The sequence below is a fragment of the Cellulomonas sp. HZM genome (assembly GCF_000708885.1).
GTDB lineage: Bacteria > Actinomycetota > Actinomycetes > Actinomycetales > Cellulomonadaceae > Cellulomonas.
On sequence record NZ_JEOE01000029.1, the window covers coordinates 1 to 16,715 of the forward strand.

Sequence of the window (16,715 nt, forward strand, 5' to 3'; positions counted from 1 at the left end):
CCCGCCGGCCCCCCGCCCCGCACCCACGCACCTGCCCGTGGTCGACGAGACGTCGGCGGGAGGCATCGTCGTCCGCCTGCACCACGGCACGTACGAGGCGGCCGTGATCGCGCGCCGCAACCGCGGCGGCCGGCTCGAGTGGTGCCTGCCCAAGGGGCATCTCGAGGGCGTCGAGACCCCCGAGCAGGCGGCCGTCCGGGAGATCAGCGAGGAGACCGGGATCGACGGGCAGGTGCTGCGGCGCCTCGGCGTCATCGACTACTGGTTCAGCGGCGACGACCGCCGCGTGCACAAGGTGGTGCACCACTTCCTGCTCGGCGCGACCGGCGGTTCGCTGACCGTCGAGAACGACCCCGACGGCGAGGCGGAGGAGGCTGCGTGGGTCGCGGTGGCGGACCTGCCGACGCGCCTGGCGTACCCGAACGAGCGCCGGCTCGCCGAGGCCGCGCTCGTCGTGCTCGCCTCCGAGGCATGACGAGCGCCCTCGCGCGCAGGGGGCTCGCCGCGGCGCTCGCCCTCACCGCGCTCGCGCTCGGCCTCACGGCAGCCCCCGCGGCCGCGGCCGACGACCCGAAGATCACCGTGCTGCTGACCTCGATCTCGCCCGCGGTGCTGCTGCCGGGCGAGGACCTCACGGTGCACGCGACGCTGCGCAACGACGGGCCGGACGAGCTCGACGACGTCAGGGCCGTGCTGTACATCAACCACTTCCGGATCAGCTCGCGCGACGAGGTCGGCGAGTGGGCGGCCCGGAGCCCCGACGACCTCCCACGGCCGCCCTCGACGTCGCAGGCCGTGGAGGACCCGCTCCCCGCAGGGGGCTCGACGGACGTCACGCTCACGGTCGACTCCGTGCACGTGGGTCTGCTCGACCTCCCTGACGTGTGGGGTCCGCGCGGGCTCGCGGTCGAGGCGACGGCCGGGGGCCGGCAGGCCGGCGTCACGCGGTCCTACGTGCTCTGGTACCCGTCCGAGAGCGTCCCGCAGGTCGCGGTGTCCGCGCTCGTCGGCATGACCGGCCCGGCCGCCGACCCGCGCAGCACCGGCCCGGCCCCCGGGCTGGCGTCGCTCACGGCGCCCGACGGCACGCTCGGCCGCGAGCTGCAGGCGGTGGGCGCCGACCCGGGGGTAGGCCTGCTCGTCGACCCCGCGCTGGTCAGGTCCGCCGTGTCCGCAGGAGGTCAGCCCGCGCAGTGGGCGGCATCCGTGCAGGCCGCGGCGCGCGGCCACGACACGTTCACGCTCCCCTGGTCGGACCCCGACGTCGCCGCGATCGCCCACGCCGACCAGGACGACCTGCTGGGCGTCGCCGCCGACCTGTCGCGCTCCTCCCAGGAGGTCGGGACCGGGCGGCGCACGCTCGTGTGGTCCGCGGCGGGTCAGGACCTGGACCAGGCCACGGCTCGCGCGGCGGCGTCGGTGGACGCCGCCGGGGTGCTCGCCCGGACTCCCGCCGCGGGAACGGCGTCGACCGCCCTCTCGACGCTGTCCACCGACGGCGGTCGGGTCGACAGGCTCGTCGCGGACGGCACGCTCACCGCGCTCGCGGTCGACCCCGCAGCGGTGGACCCGAGTGCGACGACGCCCGCGACGGTCGCGCAGCGCGGCCTCGCCGAGCTCGCGCTCATGGCGCGGGAGAACGACGGCGACCCCGGTCCCGCGCTCATCGCGCCCGGCCGCGACCAGGTCGTCGATCCCGAGGCCCTGTCCGCGCTGATGACCGCGTTCCGCTCGGCCCCGTGGTCCCGCGTGGACCCCGTCTCGACGTTGCTCGTCGGGTCCGCGGACCAGACCGGGACGCTCCCGCGGTCGGCCGTCGCCGACGACGAGCTCGACGCCGCCACCGTCACGTCGCTGGCCGACGCGCGCCAGCAGGCCGTCGACTTCTCCGACGTCACCGACGACCCCGGCGTCCTGCTGGACGGCGTGGACGAGGAGACGCTCGCACCGCTCGCGCTCGCGTGGCGGACCGACCCGAGCGGGCGCGCCGCGCTCGCGCAGGCCGCGGTCGAGGACGTCGTCGGCCGCACCAAGGGACTGTCGATCGCGCGCCTGAGCGACCTCAACGTGCTCTCCGCGACGAGCACCGTGCGCGTCGCGGTCCGCAACGACCTGGCCGTCGCCGCGACCGTGCAGCTCGTGATGCAGCCGCGCAAGGCGTGCCTGCGCGTCGACCCGATCGACCTGGTCACGGTCCCCGCGTCGTCGAGCGCGAGCATCCCCGTCACGCTCGTCGCGACCGCCAACTGCGACGTCACCGTGAGCGCGTTCCTCGAGTCGCAGGAGGGGGCGCGCGTCTCCGACGCCCGGCAGTTCGCCGCGCGCGTCTCGCCGAAGTTCGAGTCGGTCGGCACGTACGTCGTGGGCGGTCTGCTCGCCCTGGGCCTCGTGCTGGGCATCGCCCGCACCGTGCGCCGCGGGCAGAGCGCCCGGCGCGGCGCGCGCACGGAGCAGGAGACGGGCCCGGCACCCAGCCTGCCCGTCCTCGGTGGCACACCGGCCGACGAGGCCGCGGGGCAGACCGCAGCGGAGCAGCCGACTGACGAGAGGGCTGACGAGCCGGGCCCCGACGACGAGGCGGGCCGCCCGTGACCTCCGCGGGCGCGACCCCCGCCGACGGTCCGGGCCCGGGTCCCGACGCCGGTACCGACGCCGTGCCCGCACCGGGCAGCGCGCGCCGCGGCGCCGCGCTCATGGCGTCCGGCACCGCCGTCTCGCGCGGGCTCGGGCTGCTGCGCCAGATGGTCCTGATCAGTGCCATCGGGGCCACGGGCCAGGTCGCCGACGCGTTCTCGGTCGCGAACAAGCTCCCCAACGTGCTCTACATGCTGCTCGCGGGCGGTGTGCTCAACGCGGTCCTCGTGCCGCAGGTGGTGCGCGCGTACCGGCGCAAGGTGGGGCAGGAGTACGTCGACCGGCTGCTCTCGTTCGGGTTCGCGGTGCTGCTCGCGGCGACGGTCGTCCTCACCGCGGCGTCGCCGCTGCTCGTGCGGCTGTACGCGGACCCGTGCAGCCCGGCGCAGCAGGGGCTCGCGACGACGTTCGCGTTCTGGTGCGTGCCGCAGATGTTCTTCTACGGCGTGTACGCCCTGCTCGGGCAGGTGCTCAACGCGCGCGGGTCGTTCGGGCCGTACATGTGGGCGCCCGTGGTCAACAACGTGGTGTCGATCGCGGGGTTCGGCGCGTTCATCGCGATCTTCTCGGTCGCGGGGGCCGACGGCCGCACCGCCGCCACGTGGACCGGGGGCGAGACCCTGCTCCTCGCGGGGTCGGCCACGCTGGGCGTGATCGCGCAAGCCCTCGTCCTGTTCCCCGCGCTGCGCGCCACGGGCGTGCACTACCGCTTCCGGTGGGGCATCCGTGGCTCCGGGCTCGGCCGCGCGGGCGGCGTCGCGACGTGGACCCTCATCGGGCTCGCGATCGGGCAGCTCGGCTACGTCGTCGTCTCGCGCGTCGCGTCCGCCGCGCCCGGCGCTGCGGGCGTCGCGGGCGGTGCGTGCGCGCCCGACGGACCGGTGGCTGGCAACGCCGCCTACGACTCCGCGTTCCTCATCTTCATGCTGCCGCACTCGCTCGTGACGGTCTCGCTCGCGACGGCGCTGTTCACGCGGCTCGCGCACCAGGCGCACGAGAACGACGTCGACGGGGTGCGCGGCACCCTCTCGGTGGGCCTGCGTGTCGTCGGCCTGTTCACCGTGCTCGCGACAGCCGTGCTCATGGTGCTGGCCGTCCCCGCGACGAACATCGTGCTGTGGTCCTCGACGAGCGGCCAGGTCGAGGCGGTCGCGGCCGTGGTGCTCGCGATGGCCGTCGGCCTGCCCGCGTTCGGTGCGTGGTCGATGTGCCAGCGCGTGTACTACGCGTACGAGGACGCGCGCGGCATGGTGCCGATCCAGGTCGTCATGGCTGTCGTCGTGGTGGTCGGCACGCTGCTGGGCCGCGCGGTGCTCGCACCGACGTCGTGGGTGGTCGGCGCCGGGCTGTCGATGAGCGCCTCGTACCTCGTCGGCGCCGTGCTCGGCATGTGGCACCTGCGTTCCCGGCTGCGCACGGTCGACGGTCCGCGCGTCGTGCGCACGCACGTGCAGGCGCTCGTCGCGGGGGCCGTGGCGGGCGTGGTCGGCATCGTCGTGCTCGCCGTGATCCGATCGTTGCTGCCCCCGGCGAACCTGACGTCGCTCGTCGAGTGCGCGGTGGTCGCACCGGTGATGTGCCTGGTCTTCGTCGTGATGCTGCGCCTGAGCCGGGTGTCCGAGCTCGGTCTCCTGATCGACCCGGTGCTGGCGCGCGTGAGGCGACGGCGCGGCGCGGCCCCGTCTAGTCTGGGGGCCGGGCGAGCGGACGGGAGCGTGACGGTGGACGAGGTCGTGGGCCGGGGCACCGTGCTCTCCGGGCGGTACCGCGTGCTCGAACCCGCTCCGTCCGACCTGCCCGGCTCGTCGTCGTGGCGCGCGACCGACCAGATCCTCGACCGCGTCGTGCGGGTGCGCGTGCTGTCGTCGGGACACATCTCGCAGGCGCTCGACGGCGCCCGCCGCGCCGCCCTCGTCACCGACGCCCGCCTGGTCCGTGTGCTCGACGTCGGCACGCACGAGGGCCACGGCTACGTCGTCACCGAGAACGTCGCCGGCCCGTCGCTGGCCGACCTGCTCGCGTCCGGCCCGCTCACGGCGGACCAGGCGCGAGCCGTGGTCGGTGAGGCGGCCGCGGCCCTCGAGGTCGCGCGTCGTCGGGGCGTGCACCACCTCGCGCTGCGTCCGTCCGCGGTCCACGTGACCGACGACGGCCGCGTCGTGGTCAGCGGCCTCGGGCTCGACGCAGGGCTGCTCGGCACCGTCGCGCGTGACGCCCACACGACGACGCGTGCCGACACCGTGGGGCTCGTGCGGGTGCTCTACGCGGCGCTCACCGGCCGGTGGCCGGCCGACGACGCGCTCGCGCAGATCGTCGGGCTGCCCGCGGCTCCCACCGACGGCGATGCGCTCGTCGGCCCCGCCGACGTCGTGGCGGACGTGCCGGCGGACCTCGACACGCTGTGCGTCGTCACGCTCGGCCCGCACGAGGACGGCCCGCACAGCCCCGGCGAGCTCGTCCGTGAGCTCGAGCCGTGGGGCGCGATCCGGGCGGTGCCGTCGTCGGTCCCGACGCCCGTGGTCATCGCACCCGGTCTCGCCGCGAACCTGTCGGCCGACGACGACCACGTCGACCCCGACGCGTTCGACGTCGATGACATGGAGGACACCGCACCGATCGCGGTGCAGCGCGAGTCGATCCGCACGACGTTCGAGACCCAGCCCCCGCCCGCCGGGGTCAACCTGCCCGGCACCCCGCCGCCCGCGGCACCCACGCGGACCAGCGCGTTCGGTGCGCGCGCCGCCGGGACCGCCGCCGCGGCCGGTGCCGGCGCGGGTGCCGTGTCCGCATCGCTGCCCCCCACGGCACCCGCTGCCGCACCTTCTCCTGCGTCTTCTCCTGCGCCTTCCCCTGAGCCGGGGCCCTTCCCCACGGACGAGGCCGTGCCGCCGACCGCGGTCACGCCGGCCGCCGCGTCGACGGCGTCGTCGACCCCCGCCGTACCCTCCGGCCCCGAGTCGTTCTCGTTCGACCAGCTCGTCGAGGAGCAGGACGTCCGCACGACGCCGGAGCGCCGCTTCAACCCGACCGCGCTCGTGCTCGTGCTCGTGGGCATCGCCGTGGTGATCGGCGTCGTGCTCGCGTTCAAGGCGCTGTTCTCGTCGCTCGACACCGGAGCGCCGCAGGCCCGCCCGGTTCCGACCGCGACGAGCACGGCCCCGAAGCCGACGTCGACCGACGAGTCGCCGTCTCCCGACGAGAGCGAGTCCGCCCCGGCCGAGACCGGCGCGCCGCCGGTCATCGCCTCGGCGACGACGGTCGACCCGTCGGACGACGACGGCGAGCACCAGGAGGCCGTCAAGCGGGCGTTCGACGGTGACCCGTCGACGTACTGGTACACGATGACGTACAAGCGCGCGGACTTCGCGGGCTTCAAGGACGGCGTCGGCTACGTGATGAAGCTGAAGGAGCCCACCAAGGTCAGCACCGTCACGCTGCACGCCAACGGCACCGGCGGCAAGGTCGAGATCCGCGACTCGTCGGCCAAGGACCCCAGCGGTGGCACGCTGCTCGCGTCGGGCGAGTTCGGGTCGTCCGTCACGTACACGCTGGACCCGGCGACGACGACCGGGACGCTGACCCTGTGGATCACCGAGCTTCCCACCGCGGCGGACGGTACGTTCCGGCTCGAGCTCTCGGAGATCGAGCTCTCCTGACCGTGGGCAGGCGTGGTGCACGGTCCACAGGGCCGTGGGTCCGCTCCTGCGCGGAACAGATCCCGCCTAGGATCGGTTGACTGCGACAGCCCCCGCCCCACCGGCGGGACACCGAGACCACCGAGGAACGCTGTGACCGACACGCCCGTCTCCGACATCCGCGAGCTCGTCATCGTCGGGTCCGGCCCCGCCGGGTACACCGCGGCCATCTACGCCGCACGCGCGGGCCTCGCACCGCTCGTCGTCGCCGGTTCTGTGACCGCGGGCGGCGCGCTCATGAACACCACCGAGGTGGAGAACTTCCCCGGCTACCCCGACGGCATCCAGGGCCCCGAGCTCATGGAGAACCTGCAGAAGCAGGCCGAGCGGTTCGGTGCCGAGGTGCTGTGGGACGACGCGGTGCGCCTCGAGCTCGACGGGCCGGTCAAGACGGTCGAGGTGTCGGGCGGCGAGGTGTTCCGCGCGAAGGCCGTGGTGCTCGCGACGGGCTCCGCGTACCGCGAGCTGGGCCTCGACGACGAGAAGCGTCTCTCGGGTCGCGGTGTCTCGTGGTGCGCGACGTGCGACGGGTTCTTCTTCCGTGACCAGGAGATCGTGGTGGTCGGTGGCGGCGACTCGGCCGTCGAGGAGGCCACGTTCCTGACGCGGTTCGGCAAGCGCGTCACGATGGTCCACCGCCGCGACCAGCTGCGCGCGTCCAAGATCATGGCGGACCGCGCCGCGAACGACCCCAAGATCGAGTTCGCGTGGAACTCCGAGGTCGTCGCGATCCACGGCGACGACAAGGTGACGGGCGTGACCCTGCGCGACACGGTGACGGGCGAGACGCGCGAGCACCCCGCGACGGGCATCTTCGTGGCGATCGGGCACGTCCCGCGCACCGAGCTGCTCGTCGGCCAGGTGGACCTCGACGACAACGGCTACGTGCAGGTCGTCGGACGCACCACGCAGACCAACCTCGTGGGCGTGTTCGCGTGCGGCGACGTCGTCGACCACACCTACCGCCAGGCGATCACGGCCGCAGGCTCGGGCTGCGCCGCGGCGCTCGACGCCCAGCACTTCCTCGCGTCGCTCGGCGACGCGACCGACCCGCTGCCCACCACCGAGGCACCCGTCCTGCTGCAGGAGGCATGATGCTCGACGTCACCGACGAGACCTTCGCCGCCGAGGTCCTCGGCTCCGACATCCCCGTGGTCGTCGACTTCTGGGCGACCTGGTGCGGCCCGTGCCGCATGGTCGCGCCCGTGCTCGAGGAGCTGTCGAAGACGTACGAGGGTCGGGTGAAGATCGTCAAGGTCGACTCCGACGCCAACCCCGGCCTCGTGGCCGACTACGGCATCGTCTCGATCCCGACGCTCAACATCTTCTCGGGCGGTGAGCTGGTCAAGCAGGTCGTCGGTGCGCGACCCAAGGCGGTCTACACCGACGAGATCGAGGGCGTGCTCGCGTCCTGACGTGGGGGCGTGCGCTCGTGCAGGTCGCGTGCGGATCTGAGCGCGTTCGTCGTCCTCCGTCCGTGACGTGCGACACTGCGGCATGACCACGAGCAGCGTGCCCCACGGCGAGACGTCGGGCACCCCCACGTCCTCCGCCGCCGCGGGCACCCGCCTCGACCCGTGGATCGGCTCCTACGCCGAGCGCACGCACGGGATGCGTGCCTCCGAGATCCGCGCCCTGTTCGCCGTCGCGAACCGGCCCGAGGTGGTCTCGCTCGCGGGTGGCATGCCGTACCTCGACGGGCTCCCGCTCGACGTGCTGTCCGACGTCGCGGCGCGCGTGGTCCAGCAGCGGGGGCTGCAGGCGCTGCAGTACGGCTCGGGGCAGGGCGACGAGACGCTGCGCGAGCAGATCCTCGAGGTCATGAGCCTGCAGGGCATCTCGGCGCACCCCGACGACGTCGTCGTGACGACCGGCTCGCAGCAGGCGCTGGACCTGGTCACGCGAGTGTTCGTCGACCCGGGCGACGTCGTCGTCGCCGAGGCCCCCTCGTACGTCGGCGCGCTCGGGGTGTTCCGGGCGTACCAGGCCGACGTCGTGCACGTGCCGATCGACGCCGACGGGCTCGTGCCCGAGGCGCTCGACTCGACGCTGACCTCGTTGGCTGCCGAGGGCCGGCGCGTGAAGCTCATCTACACCGTGCCCAACTTCCACAACCCGGCAGGCGTCTCGCTCTCCCTGTCGCGGCGCCCGCAGGTGCTGGAGATCGCCCGCCGGCACGGGGTCCTGATCGTCGAGGACGACCCGTACGGCCTCCTCGCGTTCGACGGCGAGCCCCGCGCGGCGATCCGTTCGCTCGACGCCGACGGCGTGCTCTACCTGGGCTCGTTCTCCAAGACCTTCGCCCCCGGCTACCGCGTCGGATGGGTCGTCGCGCCGCACGCCGTCCGCGAGAAGCTGGTGCTCGCGTCGGAGTCGGCGATCCTGTGCCCGTCCAACGCGTCGCAGATCGCGATCTCGTCGTACCTGTCGACGTGCGACTGGCGCGCTCAGGTGAAGTCCTACCGCGAGCTGTACCGCGAGCGACGCGACGCGACGGTCTCCGCGCTCGCCGAGCACCTTCCCGAGGCCTCGTGGAACGTGCCCGACGGCGGTTTCTACGTCTGGGTCCGGCTCCCCGACGGTCTCGACGCGCGCGACATGCTCCCGCGGGCCGTCACCGCGCGTGTCGCCTACGTCCCCGGGACGGCGTTCTACTACGACGGCGGCGGTGCCGACCACATGCGCCTGTCGTACTGCTTCCCCACTCCCGAGCGCATCCGCGAGGGCGTGCGCCGGCTCGCGGGGGTCGTCGAGGCCGAGCGCGAGCTCGTCGAGATGTTCGGGGTGTCAGGCGGGTCGTCGCAGGGCTCCGTGGTCGCACCCGGTCCCGACGTCGCGTGACGCCACCGCTCGCCGCCCGCTCCGGCTCTCCGTCCGGATCCCGGCCCGATCCGCGCGTCGCGATCCTCGCCGGCGGCCTCTCGCACGAGCGTGACGTCTCTCTGCGCTCGGGCCGGCGCGTGGCCGAGGCGCTCCGCGCCGCGGGCGTCGAGGTGTCGGTCCACGACGTCGACGACGACCTCGTGCCCGCGCTCACCCAGATGCTGCCCGACATCGTCTGGCCGCTCCTGCACGGGGCGTCCGGCGAGGACGGCTCGGTGCGCGACGTCGTCGAGATGCTCGGCCTGCGCGTTCTCGGGACCGGGCCGCGACAGAGCAGGCTCGCGTTCGACAAGGCGAACGCGAAGACCGTCGTCGCACGCGCCGGCATCGCGACACCCGCTTTCGTCACCCTCCCCCAGACGCTGTTCCGTGAGCTCGGCGTCAACCGGGTCCTGCACGCGATCACCGACCGACTGGGCTCCGCGCTCGTCGTGAAGCCCGTCGAGGGTGGTTCCGCGCTCGGCGTCTCGGTCGTCTCGTCTCCCGACGAGCTGCGGCGCGCGATGGTCGACTGCTTCGCGTACTGCGGCACGGCGCTCGTCGAGCAGCGGGTCGACGGCACCGAGCTCGCGGTCTCGGTCGTCGACCTGGGCGACGGGCCGGTCGCGCTCCCCGCGGTCGAGATCGTGGCAGACGGACCGTACGACTTCGACGCTCGTTACAACCCCGGGCGGGTCGAGTACTTCGCCCCGGCGCGGCTGTCGCCTGCACTCGCCGACGCGGCCGCTGCGGCCGCCGTCGCCGCACATCAGGCCCTGGGGCTCGCGCGCCTCTCCCGGACCGACGTCATCGTGTCCGACGACGGGCGGGTGCACTTCCTGGAGGTCAACGTCGCCCCCGGGATGACCGAGACCTCGCTCCTCCCGCAGGCCGCGGAGGCCGCCGGTCACAACCTTGGAGACTTGTACCGATCCCTGGTGCTGGCTTCTCTCGCGGGGTCCTCGCAGGCGTACCGACCGCTCACCTAGTCCTGTACGTCCCAGTTCCCACCGGTTCGGACGGACGCCCCCTGCTGCGCCGCACCAAAGGGCCGACCTCGTCCGTCGTCAGCCCTTGAGCAGGCCCGGGTCCTCGGGAGCGAGGCTGGCCAGGATTCGGTTGAGGTCCTGCACCGACGCGAACTCGACCGTCAGCCGACCGCGCGTCTTGCCGAGGTTGACCTTGACCCTCGTCTCGAAGCGGTCCGACAGACGCGAAGCGAGGTCGTCGAGCGCCTCGTTGCGGATGCCGGCGCGCGGAGCGGGACGACGCCGAGGCGCCTCGTCCCCACCGAGTGCGACGATCTCCTCGACCGCGCGCACCGACAGCCCCTCGGCCACGATGCGCTGGGCGAGCCGCTCGATCGCAGCTCCGTCCGAGATCCCGAGGAGCGCTCGCGCGTGCCCCGCCGAGAGCACGCCCGCGGCGACGCGGCGCTGCACGAGCGGCGGCAGCTTGAGCAGACGGAGCGTGTTGGAGATCTGCGGGCGCGACCGGCTGATGCGTGCCGCGAGCTCCTCGTGCGTGCAGCCGAAGTCGTCGAGGAGCTGCTGGTAGGCGGCCGCCTCCTCGAGCGGGTTGAGCTGGGACCGGTGAAGGTTCTCGAGCAGTGCGTCGCGCAGCAGGTCCGAGTCGTCGGTGTCCCGGATAATCGCGGGGATCGTGTCGAGGCCGGCCTCCTGGGTCGCGCGCCAGCGGCGCTCGCCCATGATGAGCTCGTAGCCGTCGTCCACCTGCCGCACGACCACGGGCTGCAGGACGCCGATCTCCTTGATCGAACCGACCAGCTCGGACAGTGCGTCCTCGTCGAAGACCGTGCGCGGCTGGCGCGGGTTCGGCCGGATCGAACCGACCGGCAGCTCCGCGAACCGTGCGCCGGGGACGGGGAGCAGCTCCGTACCGTCGACGCTCGCACTCTCGCCACCGGGACGGGTGTCCGCGGCGGACGACGCCTCCCTGACGCCCTGACCTGCGCCGACACCGAACTCATCCTTTGCCGCGTCAGTCGCGTCGCGGCCCGTGGAGTCCTCCGCACTGGAGGACGCCCTCGCGGAGGACGACTCCGCAGCGACGTTCGGGACCTCGGTGACGCCGGACTCGGTCGGGGTCGCCGCGTTGCTCGCGAACTTGTCCCGCTCGTCTCGGTTTCGCTCGTCTCGGTCGCGCTCGTCTCGGTCGCGCTGGGCGCTCGGCCGCGGTTCGCCGAAGAACACGTCGACCGGGCGCTCGGCACCGTTCGCGCGGTCACCCTCGGGCGCCGTAGGGATGAGGGCTCCGAGGCCGCGCCCCAGTCCCCGACGCTTCTCGCTCATCGGTCCTCCTGCTCACCGTGCGGCTGCACGTCGTTCGTGTCGTGCGGCTGCACGTCGTTCGTGGTCTCCTGTCGCGCGGCGCCACGCTCCGCGACCTCGCGGGCTGCCTCGAGGTACGCGAGCGCCCCGGAAGAACTCGCGTCGTAGGTCATCACCGTCTGGCCGTAGCTCGGCGCCTCCGAGATCCGCACGGATCGCGGCACGGTGGTGCGCAGCGTCTTGTCCGGGAAGTGCGAGCGCACCTCCTCCGCGACCTGCTGAGCCAGGTTCGTCCGTGCGTCGTACATCGTCAGCAGGATCGTCGAGACGTGCAGGTCGCGGTTGAGGTGCGCCTGGATGAGCTCGATGGTCTTGAGCAGCTGGCTCAGTCCCTCCAGCGCGTAGTACTCGCACTGGATGGGGATGAGCACCTCGCGTCCCACGACGAACGCGTTCACCGTGAGGAGCCCGAGGCTCGGAGGGCAGTCGACGAAGACGTAGTCGATCCGCTCGAGTCCGTTCTCGTCGCGCCACGTCAGATAGTTGTCCAACGCCGTGCGCAGCCTGGTCTCACGCGCCACCATCGAGACGAGCTCGATCTCCGCCCCCGAGAGATCGATGGTGGCTGGCAGGCATGAGAGCGTCGGGATGTCCGGGCACACCTGCACGGCCTCCGCCATCGGCATCCCGTCGACCAGTACGTCGTAGATCGACGGAGTACCTGCGCGATGCTCGATCCCCAGTGCCGTCGACGCGTTGCCTTGGGGGTCGTTGTCGAGCACCAGCACGTTCAGGCCGGACTGAGCGAGCGCGGCCGCGAGGTTCACTGTCGTCGTGGTCTTCCCCACGCCGCCCTTCTGGTTCGCGACCGTCAAGACACGCGTCTGTGCAGGCCGGGCGAACCGGCGACCGCGCAGCTCGATGCGGCGTCGAGCGTCGAGCCGCAGCTCGGCCATCAGGGGTGTGTCGTCGGAGACGTCCGGGAGGCTCTGCACGAGCGCCGCGCGGCGCTGCTCATCGGGATCTTGCACCTGCACCGGCGTGTTCGCCCCTCGGTCGTCGTTCGATGTTTCACGTGAAACGGGCACGGATCTCGGCGTGACGCTCGAGTCACGGAGACCGGGCGCGCTCGCCCGGGCTTCTTCCGCGGATGCCATCGTCGCACGTGGGCGCGCACTTCCTGGCACGGGCACACTTCCGTCGATCGACGGGTCCACGGGCCCTGCGGTCGATGCGACAGCGTCGACCGTTCCACGTTCGTCGGTTGCGGCCTGCACCGCATCGAGGGTGACCCCCGCCGGCACCTGAGGTGCACCGCGCAGGGGCGTAGGTGGCCGGAACTCCATGTCGCCTTCGGCTGCGTGGTCCGCCACCGATGCCGAGTCGCGATCACGGGCGGATGTCATCCCGCGCCGCTCATCGGCCAGCTCGGGCGTCACCGTTTCACGTGAAACGTCGAGCGGCTGAGTGCCCTCGCGGTGGCCATCCGCCCCAACGCCCGCGGCCGTCAGCGCCGTGAGAGGGCGATTGTCGTGAAGGGCGTGCCCACCCGCCACTGCCTCATCCGATGCGGGAACCCCGGCAAGACTGCCGGCGGTCATGCGAGGACTGCTGGCGCTGCGCATTAGCTCGGGATCGCCCGAGGCAACACCGACGCCGCTCGATCCGCCGAGCCCACGGGGGCCGTCGGCGCCACGATCAGGTGCGGCGCCACCACGCGCTTGCGGCGACGTGAGGTCATGACGGTCGGCATCCCAGCGTTCGACGGCCCGGGTCGGCGTGCTGCCCTGACCGCGATCGGACACCGAGACGCCACCCGACGGCGTTTCGGTTTCACGTGAAACATCGGGCGCCAAGCTGCCGGCTCGCGGCTCTCCCTGGCCAGCCGACGACCCCGCGACCGATGCCCCTCGCGCGAGCTGCCCCGCCGTGCTCCGGTGCAGCTCCGCAGCGCCACGGTCGGCGCTCGCGTCAGCCGACGGCGACCACACCATCCCCCGTCGGCTCGGTTCCCCCGCGAGCATCTCCGAACCATCCGCGCCACGCGCCGTTTCACGTGAAACGGCTTCAACGGCAGTGTCGTCGCCTTGTGTACCCGTGCGTGCGTCACTCGACGAAGACTGAGTCGAGCCCCCGCGCCTCTTGCGGCTGAACAAGGTCAACGCTCCCGCACCGCACGGACGACCCGCGTGGCATCGAGACCGTCGAGTGTCGCGGCCTCGCGCACGGCGACCTGGCCCACACCCAGCTTCCGTTCGACACGCCGGGCTGCCTCGATCTCCTCGTTCGCGCGCGCGCCCTTGAGCACGACCAGCTCACCTCCGACCCGAAGGAGTGGCACCGACCACCGGTACAGCTTGTCCATCGCGGCGACCGCACGTGACGTCACCACGTCGGCGGAAAGCGAGCCGACGACGTCCTCCGCGCGCCCTCGCACCACGCGCGCGTTCGGCAGCGGGAGCTTGTTCACCACCTCGGACAGCCACTCGGTTCGACGGGACATCGGCTCGAGGAGAACCACGTGAGCACCTGGGCGCATCGCTGCAACGACGACTCCGGGCAGACCGGCGCCACTGCCCAGGTCGACGATCGTTCCCGTGTCGGGCAGCGACGGCACGACCGCGCTCGAGTTGAGCAGGTGACGCTCCCAGAGTCGCGCGACCTCGCGCGGACCGATCAGGCCTCGCAGAACTCCCTCGCTCGCCAACATGTCGCGGAATCGCGACACAAGCGGCCACGCGTCGCCGAAGTAGATCGGTAGGCGCGGATCTCCGTCGAGCGGGTCGAGCTCGTGCTGCGAACCGTCCGAAGTCACCGGCGACACTCCCCATGTTTCACGTGAAACGACAGCCGTGTGCTCACGCGGCTGTCGGGCGAGCGACCACCGTATCGCGGACGTCCCTCCCAGACGCGATCCCCTCCACAGTGCCGACGCCGACGGAGTGCTACACCGAACACCGCGCAGAGAACCAGCGTGCGACGAGCGTCCTCTCCGCACGAGGGACTAGCGCTCTGCGAGCTGGTTCCACGTGAAACATTGCCCCATGCCCCGCTCGACGAGTCCGAGCGACCCGCCGCGCGGCCCACCCCGACGCACCGAAGCGCCGCGGCACCGCGGCACCGCAGAAGCGTGAGGGGTGGCAGGCCTGCGCGGCCCGCCACCCCTCACGCCGCAACGATCAGGCGCCCCGGATCACCACGTGGCGCTGGGGCTCGACGCCCTCCGAGTCGCTCACCAGACCGGCGGCGGCAACGGTGTCGTGCACGACCTTGCGCTCGAACGGGTTCATCGGCGCCAGTGCCACGACCGTGCCGCTTTCCCGCACACGGACGATCGCCGCCTCGGCCACGGCGACGAGCTCGAGCCGGCGAGCGGCACGGAAACCGGCGACGTCCAGCATGAGCCGGCTGCGCTCACCGGTCTTCGTCTGCACCGCGAGGCGTGTGAGCTCCTGGAGGGCATCCAGGACCTCGCCGTCCTTACCGGCGAGGCGGCTCAGCGAACGGTCCGCCGGGTCGTCCGACACGATCTCGACGGCGGCGCGGCCGTGGTCGATGTCGATGTCGATGTCACCGTCGAGGTCGGCGATGTCGAGCAGCTCCTCGAGGTAGTCCGCGGCGATCTCGCCCTCTTCCTCGAGGCGAGAGGCGCTCGTCGGCTCGACGGCCTCGGGCTGGGATGACGTCATGATCGCTCCGATCGTGGGTGCGAAGAGGTCTACTTCTTCTTCTTCGGCTTGGGCTTGGGCTTGGCACCGCTCTGCGGCGACGACGACTTCGGAGCGCGCGGCTGCTCGGCCAGCGGGTTGGCCTTCGAGGCCTTCCCCGTGGTGGTCCCGGACGCAGCGTCGGCCGAGCCCGCGGGATCAGCCTCCAGCGCATCGGGCGCCGCTGGATCAGGCGCCGGCGAGTCGGCACCGGGGACGGCGCGGGGGGGCGATCCCGCGGGGCCCTTCGCGCGGTCCTTGCGCTTGGGCTGCTGGCGCTGACCGCTGCGCGGCTTCTCCTCGATCACGGCCGTGCTTGCTGCAGGTTCGAGCGCCCCGCCGCCGCGGTGCGACGACCGACGAGCCTTACGCTCGAGCATCGCCTTCTCCGCGGCAGAGCCCGGAGCCGGCATGCGCCTGATGGTGTAGAACTGCTGGCCCATCGACCACAGGTTGGTGGTGGTCCAGTAGATGAGGACACCGATCGGGAAGTTCACGCCCGAGAACGCGAAGATCAGCGGCAGGACGTAGAGCAGAACCTTCTGCTGCTGCGCCATCGGGCCCTCGAGGGCCGACGGCGGCATGTTCTTCATGGTCAGCTGACGCTGCGTGAGGAACGTGGTGGCCGACATCGCGATGATCAGCAGCGCTGCGACGATCTGGATGTTGTGGTTGCCGTCGGCCCGCATGAACGTGCCCGACAGCGGCGCACCGAAGATGGTCGCGTGCTCGGCGGAGTACGCGAGGTCCTGCGTGAGCGGGCCGATGTGGTTCTGGTTCCCGCGGTAGACGCCTTCAGACAGCTGGGGCAGGGAGTTGAGCACCCGGAACAGCGCGAAGAAGATCGGTGACTGCAGCAGGATCGGCAGGCACGACGCGAACGGGTTGGTCCCGTGCTTGCGGTACAGCTCCATCGTCTCGCGGCTCATCGCCTCACGGGACGCGGGGTCGGTCTTCCCCTTGTACTTCTTCTGGATCTCCTTCATCTCCGGGGCGAGCATCTGCATGCCCCGGGATGCCTTGATCTGCTTGAAGAACAGCGGGATCAGCAGGATCCGGATGACGACCACCAGGCCGACGATCGACAACGTCCAGGCGAGGCCGCCGTCGGGGTCGAGACCGACACCCGTCCACAGCTTGTGCCACATGACCATGATCCACGCGACCACGACCATGATCGGGTGCAGCAGGGAGTCGAACCAGCCCATGAACAGAGCTCCTAGGTGTCAGTGCGTGGGCTGAGCCACTGCATGGGTGTGGGACCGGTGGTGCGCAGGTGGAACGTCGTCCACGCCCCCGGGGTTCCAGGGGTGGCACCGCAGCAGCCGACGAGCTGCGAGCCACGTACCTCGGACGGCGCCGTGCCGCTGCACCGCGATCACCGCGTACTGCGAGCACGACGGGTAGAACCGGCACGTCGGCGGTGTCATCGGCGAGATGAACCGCTGGTAGAGCCTCAGCAGACCGAGCACCAGCAGGCCGGGAACGCGCAGGGCGGACCGGAGGACCTTTCGCAGCACCGTCAC

The 16,715-nt window shown here is 72.1% G+C and carries 13 protein-coding genes; 7 read left to right on the top strand and 6 right to left on the bottom strand.

Going from position 1 to position 16,715, the window contains the following annotated elements:
- The 7 genes from AW16_RS0113060 to AW16_RS0113090 form a co-directional block, all read left to right on the top strand.
- Positions 1 to 475, top strand: a 475-nt coding sequence (locus AW16_RS0113060) for an NUDIX hydrolase (RefSeq protein WP_034649199.1), incomplete at its 5' end; no start/stop codon positions are given.
- Positions 472 to 2,592: a DUF6049 family protein gene (locus AW16_RS0113065; protein ID WP_029291064.1), complete on the top strand. Its 2,121-nt coding sequence runs from the start codon at positions 472 to 474 to the stop codon at positions 2,590 to 2,592. The genes AW16_RS0113060 and AW16_RS0113065, both read left to right, overlap by 4 nt.
- Complete coding sequence (locus tag AW16_RS18665; RefSeq protein ID WP_231496052.1) at positions 2,589 to 6,290, top strand: murein biosynthesis integral membrane protein MurJ; 3,702 nt, start codon at positions 2,589 to 2,591, stop codon at positions 6,288 to 6,290. Before AW16_RS0113065 ends, AW16_RS18665 begins: the two co-directional genes overlap by 4 nt.
- 132 nt (positions 6,291 to 6,422) lie before the next feature.
- Positions 6,423 to 7,424: a thioredoxin-disulfide reductase gene (gene trxB / locus AW16_RS0113075; protein WP_029291067.1), complete on the top strand. Its 1,002-nt coding sequence runs from the start codon at positions 6,423 to 6,425 to the stop codon at positions 7,422 to 7,424.
- Entirely contained in the window at positions 7,424 to 7,744 is a 321-nt protein-coding gene (trxA, locus tag AW16_RS0113080; RefSeq protein ID WP_029291069.1) for a thioredoxin, read from the top strand. Before trxB ends, trxA begins: the two co-directional genes overlap by 1 nt.
- Before the next feature lie 82 nt (positions 7,745 to 7,826).
- Positions 7,827 to 9,170, top strand: coding sequence for a PLP-dependent aminotransferase family protein (locus tag AW16_RS18485; protein WP_029291070.1), 1,344 nt, complete (start codon positions 7,827 to 7,829; stop codon positions 9,168 to 9,170).
- A complete protein-coding gene (locus tag AW16_RS0113090; protein WP_051681938.1) occupies positions 9,167 to 10,180 on the top strand; it encodes a D-alanine--D-alanine ligase in 1,014 nt (337 codons plus the stop codon). Before AW16_RS18485 ends, AW16_RS0113090 begins: the two co-directional genes overlap by 4 nt.
- Before the next feature lie 78 nt (positions 10,181 to 10,258).
- On the opposite strand, the gene AW16_RS0113095 is transcribed toward AW16_RS0113090, so the two are convergent.
- The 6 genes from AW16_RS0113095 to yidD all read right to left on the bottom strand — a co-directional run bounded on the left by AW16_RS0113095 (position 10,259) and on the right by yidD (position 16,715).
- Positions 10,259 to 11,503 carry a ParB/RepB/Spo0J family partition protein gene (locus AW16_RS0113095; protein ID WP_029291080.1) on the bottom strand — a complete coding sequence of 415 codons (1,245 nt, stop codon included), beginning with the start codon at positions 11,501 to 11,503 and terminating at the stop codon, positions 10,259 to 10,261.
- The gene (locus AW16_RS0113100) at positions 11,500 to 12,639 is read right to left on the bottom strand and encodes a ParA family protein (protein ID WP_081861670.1); all 1,140 of its coding nucleotides are present in this window, start codon (positions 12,637 to 12,639) and stop codon (positions 11,500 to 11,502) included. The genes AW16_RS0113095 and AW16_RS0113100 overlap by 4 nt, the downstream gene beginning before the upstream one ends.
- Positions 12,640 to 13,640: 1,001 nt before the next feature.
- Entirely contained in the window at positions 13,641 to 14,192 is a 552-nt protein-coding gene (rsmG, locus tag AW16_RS0113110; protein ID WP_231496055.1) for a 16S rRNA (guanine(527)-N(7))-methyltransferase RsmG, read from the bottom strand.
- Between the two features lie 469 nt (positions 14,193 to 14,661).
- Positions 14,662 to 15,171, bottom strand: coding sequence for a R3H domain-containing nucleic acid-binding protein (locus AW16_RS0113115; protein WP_029291089.1), 510 nt, complete (start codon positions 15,169 to 15,171; stop codon positions 14,662 to 14,664).
- A gap of 29 nt (positions 15,172 to 15,200) precedes the next feature.
- Positions 15,201 to 16,397 (bottom strand): membrane protein insertase YidC, encoded by a 1,197-nt coding sequence (yidC, locus tag AW16_RS0113120; RefSeq protein WP_029291091.1) that lies wholly within the window; start codon positions 16,395 to 16,397, stop codon positions 15,201 to 15,203.
- An 18-nt stretch (positions 16,398 to 16,415) separates the two neighbouring features.
- The gene (gene yidD / locus AW16_RS0113125) at positions 16,416 to 16,715 is read right to left on the bottom strand and encodes a membrane protein insertion efficiency factor YidD (RefSeq protein ID WP_051681939.1); all 300 of its coding nucleotides are present in this window, start codon (positions 16,713 to 16,715) and stop codon (positions 16,416 to 16,418) included.